The sequence below is a fragment of the Candidatus Izemoplasma sp. genome, assembly GCF_982632705.1.
Window position 1 is genome coordinate 42,912 of sequence record NZ_CEXEES010000004.1, and the last position, 12,754, is coordinate 55,665.

The window sequence follows — 12,754 nt, forward strand, 5'->3', positions numbered from 1 at the left end:
ATGAATTTTACACATTTATTTGTGGAAACCAATTACTCGATGAACGGAAGCAATATTACGATTAAAAAAATGATAGAAAAGGCGAAGGAATTTGGTTTTTCTTCTTTGTCTATGACAGATAATAGAATGTATGGAATCATACAATTCTATAAGGAATGTAAAAAAAATGATATTAAACCGATACTAGGACTTCAGGTAATCGTTGAGGGAGTAAATAGCGATTCTAGAAATAGTGTTTTGTTATATGCTACGAATAATACGGGGTATCATAATCTATTAAAAATAGCTAGTGTTAGCGCTGTAAATGGATATTTGAAACTAAGTGAAATGAAAGCATATGGGAATGGTGTGTTGGCAGTTTACCAAACAGATGGTTCTGAGCTGTTTAATTACTTTTCCAGTAATATGAAGAAGGAATTTATTGAAGTAATCAATATGTTGAATGATACATTCAAGGAGTATTTGGTTAGTGTATCAGCAAGTGAAGAACTGAATGATTATTTTGAGAATAAAATGAAATTGGTTTATACAGATAAAGTGGAATACTTTGAACACAATGATAAAGAGATATTTTCTACGTTGAAGAAAATATTTAATAAGACAGTGGACGACTTGTTTGATCAAGAGAAACAATCTCACTTTAGAGAATTTGATATAAGTTCATATAAATATAAGAATGCTTTGGATAATGTTTCTTTTATAATTGAGAAATGTAATGTTGATTTGTCATTTGACAAAACACATCTACCTAAGTATCCAACTAAGAACAATATAAGTAGTAGAGACTATTTAAAAGCATTGGTATTGAAAGGACTAGATAAGCGTCTCGAAAACAGAGATGTAGATCGAAATCTATATAACAAAAGAGTTCAGTATGAACTTGATGTAATAAACAGTATGGGATACAACGATTATTTTCTAATTGTTTGGGACTTTGTTAAGTATGCTAAGCAAAAGAAATATTTAGTAGGGCCAGGTCGTGGGAGTGCTGCTGCATCATTAGTATCTTATTGTTTAGGGATAACTAGTGTGGATTCATTAGAATACGACTTAGTATTTGAGAGATTCTTAAACCCTGAAAGAATAACGTTACCAGATATTGATATGGATCTACCAGATGATAAACGCGATGACATAATAAAATATGTAAATGAACTGTATGGCAAAGACAAAGTTGCAAGTATATGTACGTTCGGTACTTTTCAAAAGAAATCAGCAATCAGAGATTCTGCAAGAGCATTAAATATAGATGGTATTGTAATAGATGAAATCATTAAAAGAACTGATAATCACGATACAATAGCTAGTATGATGACTGATTCTGAGGAAATAATCAACATTATGTCGCAAAATGAACAGGCAAAAGAACTTTTAAACGTTGCATCTAGAGTAGAAGGTTTAATTAAACACGTATCTACTCATGCAGCTGGAATTATAATTGGAGAGAAAAAACTTGTTGAACATACAGCATTACAAAATGGATTGCTAGATATGTATCAAACCCAATATGAAGCCAAAGATCTAGAAAGTTTAGGGTTACTAAAGATAGACTTTTTAGGACTTAGAAACCTAACTTCAATTGATAAAGTTGTTAGAATGATAAATGAAAAAGAAGGTACTAACATAGATATATATAAAGTACCTTTAGACGATAAAAAGACATTTGAGTTACTAAAAAAAGTGGATGTAACAGGTGTGTTTCAGTTAGAAAGTCAAGGAATGAGAAGTCTAATCGGACAAATGCAAATGAAAGAGTTTGAAGATATTGTTACTGTTTTGGCTTTGTTTAGACCTGGACCTATGGAGAATATTCCTTCATATATAAAAAGAAGATTTAAAGATGAGGAAGTTACATTTCCACATCCAATTTTAAAAGAAGTACTTGGCCCAACAAATGGGATTATTATATACCAAGAGCAAATAATAAAAATCGCATCACTATTCGCAGGATATAGTCTTGGAGAAGCAGACGTCTTAAGAAGAGCTGTATCAAAGAAACAAGGTGATGTTTTAGAAAAAGAGCGTAAGAACTTTGTTACAAAAGCAAGAAACAAAGGTCATAAAGATGAAGTGAGTAATGAGATATATAACTATATCGTTAAATTCGCAAATTATGGATTCAACAGAGCCCATAGTGTTGCATATGCAATGGTTTCCTATTGGATGGCTTATTTAAAGGCGAATTATCCTAAGTATTTTATTAGTGTGTTAACAAGTAGTGTTATTGGTAGTGAATCACAAATGAGAAACTATATATTTGAAGCTAATAAATTAGGTGTTCAAATATTAAAACCAAGTGTTAATACGTCAGAACTTATCTTTATACCAGAAGAAAACGATCTACGTTATCCTTTATTGGGAATTAAAAATGTGGGAATCAACTCAGCAAATCAACTATTAGAGGAACGAAAAGCGAGTGGTGAATTCAAATCTTTTATTGATTTTGTAAGCAGAGTAGAAGGAAAATTAAATAGAAGAGTTATTGAATCCTTAATTAAAGCAGGAGCATGTGATATATTTAAGTTGAATAAGAGAACGATGATTGAGAAATTAGAAGAAGTCCTTAATTTCTCTACATTCGGGACATTTATAAGCAAAGAGGAATTTCTTATTGAGAATATGGAAGAATACTCATATCAAACTCTAGAAGACATGGAAAAAAGTGTCCTTGGGTTCAATTTAACGATGAATCCATTGATGGAATATCAAGATTATATTGATAAACATCAACTACTTAAACCAAGTGATATTACACTTGAACATGTTGGTAAAGAGCTTAGAATTATAGGGTTATTAAGTTCAATAAGAAGAATTAAAACAAAAACTAATAAGAATATGGCATTTATCTCAGTTCAAGATGAGTACAATAAGTTAGATGCTGTATTGTTTTCAACGTTATATCAAGAAAACGAAAATAGTATATTTAAGAACAAAGTCTATTTGTTCATGGTGAAAGTTGAAGAGAGAAATGGCAATGTACAATTAATCGTAAACAAACTACATAAAATGGGAGAGTAAAGCCCTTACATTACGATTTCAGTAGTAATAATAATTGATTATGTTATAATCATTTTGGTGGTGATAATTATGAAAAAGATTGCAGTAATGACTTCTGGGGGAGATGCTCCAGGGATGAACGCAGCAGTAAGAGCCGTAGTTAGGACTGGGCTTCATAATGGATATGAGGTTTATGGTATCTATAATGGGTATGAAGGTCTGACGAATGGTGAAATCAAAAAACTAGCTCGTGAAGATGTTGGTGGGATTATCAACCGTGGTGGAACAATTCTAGGATCTGCTAGATTCCCAGAGTTTAAAGAAATTGATGTAAGAAAGAAAGCGATCAAACAATTAGAAAAGTTAGGGATAGATGGAGTTGTAGTCGTTGGTGGTGATGGGACATATAGAGGTGCTCAAGCGTTAACTGAAATGGGTATCAACTGTATTGGATTACCTGGAACAATAGATAATGACATATCTTCAACAGATTACACAATCGGGTTTTATACAGCCCTACAGACTATTGTTGATAGTATAGATAAATTAAGAGATACGTCAATGTCTCATAAACGTTGTAGTGTGGTTGAAGTTATGGGAAGACACTGTGGTGATTTGGCTCTTTACTCTGGTATTAGTGCTGGTAGTGAGTATATAATAACTCCCGAAACAGGATTCCATAAACAACTTGTACTAGATAAGATAAAAGAATCACATGATTTAGGTAGAAGACACGCAATTGTCGTTGTCACAGAACACATACTTAACGTAACTGACTTCTCACAAGAGATAGAAGATTACACAAAATATGAAACAAGAGCAACCATTCTTGGACATATCCAAAGAGGTGGAGACCCTGTCGCATTTGATAGAGTATTGGCTACTGAAATGGGTGAATATGCTGTAGACCTTTTGAAATCTGGAAAAGGTGGACGTGCAGTTGGTTTAAACGGAATGGAGTTAGTCGATTACGATATTAACTTTGCATTAAGTAAAAAAAGAGAAATACCAAAAAAACGATACGGTCTTGTTGGAAGACTGGGTTAGGAGTATATTATGATACCATTTAATCAAACAAAAATTATTTGTACAATTGGACCGGGGAGTAACAATCTAGAAACCATGAAGGGGTTAGTAAACGCTGGAATGGATGTTATGAGAATGAACTTCTCTCATGGATCATATGATCAACATAAAAAAGAACTTGTTTTACTAAAAGAGATAAACAAGGACTTAAACACGCATGTAGCTGCGCTTCTTGATACTAAGGGACCTGAGATTAGAACACATCTGTTTAAAGATGGACAAGCGTTAATCAAAGAAGGTAGTAGAGTTAAACTTCGTATGGATGAAGTATTAGGTACAAACAAAGAGTTTAGTGTAAATTACCCAGATCTTGCAAGAGACGTTGTTGTTGGGGATACTATTTTAGTAGATGATGGATACCTAGGATTACAAGTTGTAGACATTGAAGACAATGCAATTATCGCACTTGCCTTGAATACTCATACCCTTAAAGATAGAAGAGGGATTAATGTACCTGGTGTAAAACTGCATTTAGACTTTGTTAGTAAAAAAGACCGTGAAGATATTATTTGGGGTTGCAAACAAAAAGTTGATTTCATTGCTGCATCATTTGTAAGAAGAGCTAGCGATGTACTAGAAATCAAAGCAATACTAAAAGAACATGGTGATTGTCACATTCAAATTATCTCTAAAATCGAGAATAAAGAGGGTGTGAAGAATATAGATGAAATCATTGAAGTAAGTGATGGAGTTATGGTAGCACGTGGAGATTTAGGTGTCGAAGTACCCGCAGAAGATGTACCTATCATCCAAAAAATGATTATTAAGAAATGCCATAAAGCAGGAAAAGTAAGTGTAACAGCTACTCAAATGCTAGAATCTATGATTGAACATCCAAGACCAACTAGAGCTGAAGTGAGTGATGTTGCGAATGCAATTTACGATGGAACGGATGCAATAATGTTAAGTGGAGAGAGTGCGATTGGGAAATATCCAATTGAATCTGTTCAAACAATGAATAGAATCGCTACAAAAATTGAAAACCAATTAGATAGAAAATCACTTGTAAAAAGAGCGAATAAAGATAGTGATCAAACCAGAGCAATTGAAACGAGTATCGCAATAAGTGTTGCGTATACAGTGATCCAAAGTAAAGTTGATCTTATTATTACACCTACAATGAGTGGTAATACAGCTAAGTATATATCTAAGTTTAGACCTAATGCGCGTATTTTAGCACTATGTCCAAATGAGATTATAGCCCACGGATTAGCGCTTCATAGTGGTGTAGAACCCGTAGTGTTTAAACTGGAGCCGGATACTGAAACAGTAATCCAATCTGCAGTTGAGCTGATTAAGAAAGAGTTTGGTATTGTAGAAGGAAACAGAGTGATTATAACTGGTGGTTTCCCAATTGGTACTAAAACAAACGGTATGAGAATCATCGATATTAAATAAGAAGATTAGTATTTATACTAATCTTTTTTTTGTTCACAAAACTTTCACATCTTTTTTCTTGCACTATTATATTTTGTATGCTAGTATACATTGTGTAGTAGCACATATTGTATAGGAGGCGATTATATGAGTACACAATTAAAAAAAGGTGTCCTTGAAATGGTTGTATTAAGTAAAATAGCACAAGCAGATAGCTATGGATATGATATATATCAATATATAGACAGTTACATGGTAATAAGTGAAAGCACAATTTACCCAATTCTAAGAAAACTAACAAAAGAGGGTTTATGTAGCACATACTTACGAGAAAGTAACGAAGGACCACCAAGAAAGTATTTCAAGATAACAAGACAAGGAATTACACGACTTCGTGATCTAAAAATAGATTGGAAGAAATTCGAAAATGTAGTAAACACATTAATAAGGAGTGATCGATATGAATAAGAATGAATTTTTAAGAAGACTTGAAATTGAGTTGAGTATTTTAGATAAAGTAGAAAGAAAAGAATTAATGGACTTCTATGAGGAACGTTTCTATAATGGTATCTATTATGAAAACAAATCAGAACAAGAAGTAGTCGAGGAGTTAGAAACACCTAGAGTAATTGCTAAAAACATATTAGACCAATATGGAATTAAACCAAAACATGTAAGTAAACCTGAAGAACGCTATGAAGGTGTCAAATTAGGAAGTCTTGTTTGGTTAGGTTGTGTGGACTTGTTCTTCCTTAGTTGGTTGATTCCAACATTATTCGGAATTACAGTTGCATTATTTGGATCAGTATTAGGATATATCCCAATGTTCACATTAATCATTGGTGAGAAGACTCAATATGACGTTATGATATTCTGGTTCGCAACAGGATTGTTTATCTTATTATTCAATTTTGCATTGGTTATCCTAGATTTATTCATTTGGACTTTAAAGAAATCTTTAAAATTCCATTTAGATACATTTAAGGTTAGAAGAAGAGCTGAGTTTAATAAGAAAATGAATAGAATAAATGTAGATAGTTTTATTAAAAAACGCAAAAAGCTAATGTCGATAAAACGCTTAACATTTATGGCAGCTGTATTGTTAGTTGGAATTTTTGGTTTTAGATTAGCGATTAATGCGGATAACATCTATGGATTATATGTCAATCAGATTTCTTATACAGATGTAGAGACAGTTGATGTATTAACTGATATTAATGATGAAACACCTTGGAGTATTGATGTTGACGTTGATAATATGCAAATAGTATTCGTTGTATCAGATACAAACGAAATTATTGTTACAAGAGAATACCAAGAGGATCCTGTAAGTTTCACAATGGAAATTAACGAAGACACAAACACAATTACTGTTGAACAAGAGAATGATTATGAATCATGGAATTTCAATTTCGATTGGAACCTAGAGGAAATTCTAAGAATGATCAAACCTGATATATTAACAATAGAAGTACCTGAAGGACTAGTAATAAATGCTACAAATTTATATACAATGAATGGTTCTATAGAAGTTGTAGGTGTTTCAGTTGAAGAGTTGATAGTTGAAAATTCAAATGGAGATATTAGGGTTGAAGATGTTATGGTAGATAGCAATGTGAATATAACATCGTTTAATTCAAATATAAGTATTGAAAATGTAACGGGATCTGGGCTGTTAAGTGTAGATACATCAAATGGTAGGATTTACGTAACAGAATCAGACTTTAACAGATATGATTTAGAAACTTCAAATGGTAAAATAAGATTAGAAGAATTAAACGTATTAAATAAAGATGGAGTTAAACTAGATGCTCAAACAAGTAATGGAAGAATCACATTGCATAATGTGTATGTAAGTGAAGTAGATTTAGATACATCAAATGGTGATATTATTTACAACAACGATGACCAAACATTTGATGTAGATTATTCAAGAAACACCTCAAATGGTGACATCGAAGGAAATGTTAATTAGGAACTTAGTTCAACATTGTTGACAAACCTATTAAACTGGTATATTATAGTACCCGACCGACTGTTCGGTCGGGTACATTTTTTTATGAAAATAACCAGTGAAATGGTTTATATATTGAAAGGAAGTTAAAACATGAAAAATTTAGCAAAATTCTCTGTAGACAGAGCGATTACAGTCTTCATGGCTGTAATATTGGTTATCGTGTTCGGGGTTGTATCTTATTCTAGATTAAGTACAGATTTATTCCCAAGTATGAATATACCAGTTAGTATCGTAGTAACAACATATATTGGGGCTAGTCCTGATGAGGTAGAGGAAGTAGTTACAAAGCCACTTGAGGAAGTGCTTAGTACAACGACTAATATATCTACTGTGACATCAAATTCACAAGAAAATGTTTCAATTATTATTCTTGAGTTTGGTAGCGATGCCAACATGGATTCGGCTGTAATTGAGATGAGAGAAAATCTCGATATGGTTTTATCACAATTACCTGATCAAGTAGGTAATCCAATGATTATAAAAATAAATCCTGATATGATGCCAATTATTCAATTCTCGGCTTCAGCAGAAGGAATGACACAATTAGAATTAACAGAATATGTTAATGAAGAAGTACTACCACAGCTTGAACGTCTTAGCGGTGTAGCAAGTGTTGATATGTCTGGCGGATATGAATCTGAAGTTAGATTGGTCTTAGACGAAGTCGAAGTGGCTAGTATTGATGCTCAGTACGTAGCAATGCAAATGATGCAGAATCCACTATTAGATGAGGAAGATGCAATGCATTTTGATAAAGAGTTTATCTCTAATATATTAAAAGCACAAAACTTTGCATTCCCAATAGGTTACTTGAATATCGAAGGTTCTAATTATCTTGTACGTGTTGGAGATGACTTTGGTACAGTAGCAGAATTAGAAGACTTAATATTATTTGATTTATCACCAATGATGGAACCAGTGACATTGGCTGATATACTTTTACCTGATGGAGATGGTGAAGTAATTAGATATATTAACGCAAATGAGAGAGAGTACTCAAAATTAAACGGTAACGCAGCTATTAGCGTTACGATTCAAAAGAGTTCGAACTTTGCAACAACTGACGTTACAAAAGAAGTTTTAGCGTTATTAGATGATATTAGCGCTGATGAAGAGGTTGATTTTACAATATTATTAGATCAAGGTGAATATATTGAACAAGCAACTGGAGGAGTAACTACGAATTTAATGTGGGGTGCTTTACTAGCAATGCTTGTACTAGCTGTATTCTTAAGATCAGCTAGAGCGACATTGATTGTTGCACTTGCTATTCCTATCAGTTTAATGTTTGCGATAGTATTGATCTACTTATCAGGTATTACATTAAACATCGTATCACTTGGTGGTCTTGCTTTAGGTATTGGTATGTTAGTAGATAACTCAATTGTAGTTATGGAGAACATATTCAGACTTAAAAAAGATGGAGCCTCAAATAGAGAAGCAGCTATTAAAGGTACGCAACAAGTAAGTGGAGCAATCATTGCTTCAACAATTACAACGATTGCTGTATTCCTACCAATCATATTTATTGAAGGATTCATTAAAGAAATCTTCATTCAAATGGCTTTAACAATCGCATTTAGTTTGTTTGCGTCATTAATGATCGCATTAACTTTAGTTCCTGCGATCAGTTCTAAAATATTAAAAGAAAATGGGGAACGTTCAGAAGACGAGAAACCTGTTGAAGAAAACAAATTTAAAAAAGGATATGAGAAACTATTTAAACTAGCAATGAAGTTTAAAATATTCATTATTGCTGGTGTTGTTGTATTATTCTTTGGTTCTATAGGACTATCACTGCAAAACGGATTCGAGTATTTCCCTGAGAGTGATGAAGGACAAATCAATGTAAGTATTGAAAATCCAAATGTCAACCCATACTCATACGAAGAGTTCATCACTATGTTAGATGAGTTCACAGCAGAAGTAATGGATGAATTTGATGATGTAGAAACTGTTGGTGTTACACTAGGATCACTTCAAAACATGTTCTTAGGAGTTTCAAATTCAGATTCAGCCAGTGCATCTATTATCCTAAGTGATGACAGAGAAATGAGTACATCTGAAATTATGGCTGAAATCCATAATCTATTAGCAGAAAATTATCCAAGAGTTGAATTTACTGTATCAGGTTCACAGCAACAAACAAGTATGCTAACTGGTGAAGGTATTCAAATTCAATTACAAGGATTTAGTTTAGAAGATTTGCAAACTGAAGCTGGAAACATTGTTACCTTATTACAAGATGTTGATGGATTAATCGATATTGATAGTGGTGTAGGTAAAGAATCATTAGAATATAAAATAACTGTTCGTAAAGATGATGCAGCAGCACTATTCTTGAATAATGCAATGATATTAGGTCAAGTAGCTGAAGCATTTGCTCATGAATCAGTTGTAACTACAATTAATGAAAAAGGTAGTTTATATGATATCTACATCTATGATTCTAATTCGATAGATAACACTGTAGAAATTTCAGAATCTGAAATCGCTGGGTTATTGATTATGACTCCAATGGGAGTCCAAGTTCCATTAAGTTCTGTAGCAGATATTGCTCCAGATTGGGGACCTACAACAATTAACAGAGTAAATGGATCAAGAACACTTACGGTAACTGCAGGGTTTGCAGATGGTGTGAATGTTACAGATGTTAGTAATGCAGTAAAAGATATTCTAGAAGATCAATATATCGCACCAGAGGGCTATACATATGAAATTCTAGGTGAACAAGAAGAAGTAATGGAAGCTGTAATGGTTCTCGTATTAGCGATGGGTCTTGCTGTGTTATTAATCTATATGATTATGGCATCACAATTCCAATCATTAACATATCCATTCATTATCATGTTTACAATTCCTCTAGCATTTACTGGTGGTTTCGCAATACTATGGTTAACAAATATGACTGTATCTGTTGTAGCGATTATTGGTTTAATAATCCTGGTCGGGGTTGTAGTAAACAATGGTATCGTACTTGTTGATTACACCAATCAGTTAAGAGAAAAAGGAATGGGTGTAAAAGAAGCATTATTAGAAGCAGGAAAAACTAGATTACGTCCAATCGTTATGACAGCATTAACAACAATCCTTGCCTTATCAACAATGGCACTTGGTATTGGTGAAGGTGCAGAAATGATGCAACCAATGGCTGTAACAACTATTGGTGGATTACTATACGCAACTGTTTTAACACTATTCTTAGTACCAATCATGTACTATTTAGTTACTGAATATGGAAAACAAATATTTGGTTTCGGTGGAGCAGCATTATTCTTAGCTGTTGGTATCGCTTTAATTCCTTTCGGATTTGTTCTTATCGGTATTGTGGTAATACTTGTAGCACTTGGAATTGGAGTTCTTACATACTTCTTACTTCGTGATCGAAGTGAAATTTATGAGTAGAAGAGACGAAATAATTGATGCAGTTATAAATATTCTGACAGAATCAAATTTTAGAGAAGATTTCTCAATGTCTACTCTTGCCAAAAGAGTAAACATTGGTAAAAGCACAATATACGAGTATTTCCAAAATAAAGATGAAGTATTAAAAGCTTCGTTAATGAAATTCATTCAAGATAACGTTAGGGATGTTGCTTTAGAAGGTGATGTTACAGGTATGACGTTTGAAGATTTATTCAAAGGGCAAGTGACAAAACTTTTAGATGCAGCAAGCAATAGTAGAGTTATAATACAAGCTATGCAACATGGTTTTGTTGAAAAGTTCCCGCCCGAAATGAGACTTGAAATGAAAGAATTGATGGAACGAATACGCGCTCAATTACAAAAAAGATTTATTTCTTACTTTGAAAAAGGAATCACTGATGGAGTAATGACGAATCAATTAACATTCTTAGATGGTTACATATTCATGAGCTTAATCGTTGGATCAATCATTACATTTAGTGATCCTAAGACAGTAACTCCAACTGAAGATGTAGTTAATAAACTTTACGAAACAATTATTAAATTAGGGAATTAATATAAAAAGAAGATATCAATTGATATCTTCTTTTATTTTGAATGTAAGTTGGTATCCGTTCTTATAAATTATTACAAAGTATTCATTCTCGAATTCAATGACAACACTGTTCTTATATAATTCATTTATGTTTATCTTATTATTCTTTGCAACATAGGTGAATACTTTCTTTCTAGTGTCCTTGTCACGAATGACAGGGAAGAATAATTTTGGTTTAATTTTAGATCTTCTTAGATAATCCTGTTTTATTAGGAATGTTTCTCGATCACTTAGTAAAGGGAAGATGTTCTTGTATACATCCTCGATTTGATAATTCTTCAAGGCAAGACTATTTTCTTTATAGTGGCTATCAATAGAAGATAGGAACATGAATACATTTTTTTTGTTTAATAGGATGTTGTGCATGTTTTCTTTGAAATACCCTTTGTTATGATAGATTTCTAACATGTGCTCCACATTATGGATTACATCAATATCTTCAGTGTCCAATACGTTATTCCTTGTTATCTGGTATGGTGGAAGTTCATCAAACTCGTAATCATATTTTTTTGCTTGAATTCTGATCTTTGTTCCACGAAGCATTTTTAGAAAGCCTAGTTGAAGCTCTTTAGCACCTAATTTAAACACTTCATTGAATGTATGGATAAACGAATCTAAATCTTCATTAGGCAACCCTGCAATTAAATCTAAGTGGAGATCAATTATATTTCCATCTTGAATTTTTTTTATGTTGCTAAATAGTTTGTTTGTATCTTGAAACCTATCTACCAACAGATTTGTAGCTTCATTTATAGATTGTATCCCTATTTCAAATCTGAATAGTCCCTTTGGAGCATTTAGATTTAGATACTCGATTATTTTAGGGTCTAGAACATCTCCTGTTATTTCAAATTGAAACACTGTTTTACTATTGTTGTTTTTAATAATAAAGTCTAATAACTCAAGAGTATTTTTATTCGCATTAAATGTTCTATCTAAGAACTTAATTATCTTACTGCCATTGCTCATTAAGTAAAGTATCGCTTCCTTTACCTTATCTAAGTCAAAGAATCGAACTGTCTTTTCTAGACTAGATAGACAATAACTACATTTATAAGGACAACCTCTACTAGATTCGATATAAGATATTTTATGTTTGATATGTTCTTTATCTTCATCGTAGTAATATGGCAGTATAACGGTATTTAAGTCTGTGATTTCTTTGATAGGATTTGATACTACTATATTGTTGAGATTATAGGAGATACTTGGTATATTCACTAAATCAGCATTATTGTTATATGCGTGAATCAAAG

8 protein-coding genes are annotated in these 12,754 nt (G+C 32.6%); 7 read left to right on the forward strand and 1 reads right to left on the reverse strand.

Going from position 1 to position 12,754, the window contains the following annotated elements; all coding sequences use genetic code 11:
- From AC2LE6_RS01195 to AC2LE6_RS01225, 7 genes are all read left to right on the forward strand, one after another.
- Positions 1-3,018, forward strand: a complete 3,018-nt coding sequence (locus AC2LE6_RS01195) for a DNA polymerase III subunit alpha (RefSeq protein WP_484477405.1) — start codon at positions 1-3, stop codon at positions 3,016-3,018.
- Between the two features lie 66 nt (positions 3,019-3,084).
- Positions 3,085-4,044, forward strand: a complete 960-nt coding sequence (gene pfkA / locus AC2LE6_RS01200) for a 6-phosphofructokinase (protein WP_484477415.1) — start codon at positions 3,085-3,087, stop codon at positions 4,042-4,044.
- A gap of 9 nt (positions 4,045-4,053) precedes the next feature.
- Entirely contained in the window at positions 4,054-5,481 is a 1,428-nt protein-coding gene (gene pyk, locus AC2LE6_RS01205; protein ID WP_484477406.1) for a pyruvate kinase, read from the forward strand.
- A 126-nt stretch (positions 5,482-5,607) separates the two neighbouring features.
- Positions 5,608-5,928, forward strand: coding sequence for a PadR family transcriptional regulator (locus tag AC2LE6_RS01210; protein WP_484477407.1), 321 nt, complete (start codon positions 5,608-5,610; stop codon positions 5,926-5,928).
- Complete coding sequence (locus AC2LE6_RS01215; RefSeq protein ID WP_484477408.1) at positions 5,921-7,435, forward strand: DUF4097 family beta strand repeat-containing protein; 1,515 nt, start codon at positions 5,921-5,923, stop codon at positions 7,433-7,435. Before AC2LE6_RS01210 ends, AC2LE6_RS01215 begins: the two co-directional genes overlap by 8 nt.
- Before the next feature lie 132 nt (positions 7,436-7,567).
- Positions 7,568-10,882 carry an efflux RND transporter permease subunit gene (locus tag AC2LE6_RS01220; RefSeq protein WP_484477409.1) on the forward strand — a complete coding sequence of 1,105 codons (3,315 nt, stop codon included), beginning with the start codon at positions 7,568-7,570 and terminating at the stop codon, positions 10,880-10,882.
- Positions 10,875-11,459, forward strand: a complete 585-nt coding sequence (locus AC2LE6_RS01225; RefSeq protein ID WP_484477410.1) for a TetR/AcrR family transcriptional regulator — start codon at positions 10,875-10,877, stop codon at positions 11,457-11,459. The genes AC2LE6_RS01220 and AC2LE6_RS01225 overlap by 8 nt, the downstream gene beginning before the upstream one ends.
- 15 nt (positions 11,460-11,474) lie before the next feature.
- Here AC2LE6_RS01225 and AC2LE6_RS01230 read toward each other — a convergent pair.
- Positions 11,475-12,754: B12-binding domain-containing radical SAM protein (locus AC2LE6_RS01230; RefSeq protein ID WP_484477411.1), on the reverse strand; the 1,280-nt coding region annotated here is incomplete at its 5' end.

Excerpts from the sequence above, each read along its gene's own strand:
- AC2LE6_RS01215 (WP_484477408.1), top strand. The coding sequence starts at position 5,921 with ATGAATAAGAATGAATTTTTAAGAAGACTTGAAATTGAGTTGAGTATT.
- pyk (WP_484477406.1), top strand. The coding sequence starts at position 4,054 with ATGATACCATTTAATCAAACAAAAATTATTTGTACAATTGGACCGGGG.
- AC2LE6_RS01195 (WP_484477405.1), top strand. The coding sequence starts at position 1 with ATGAATTTTACACATTTATTTGTGGAAACCAATTACTCGATGAACGGA.
- AC2LE6_RS01225 (WP_484477410.1), top strand. The coding sequence starts at position 10,875 with ATGAGTAGAAGAGACGAAATAATTGATGCAGTTATAAATATTCTGACA.
- AC2LE6_RS01210 (WP_484477407.1), top strand. The coding sequence starts at position 5,608 with ATGAGTACACAATTAAAAAAAGGTGTCCTTGAAATGGTTGTATTAAGT.
- AC2LE6_RS01220 (WP_484477409.1), top strand. The coding sequence starts at position 7,568 with ATGAAAAATTTAGCAAAATTCTCTGTAGACAGAGCGATTACAGTCTTC.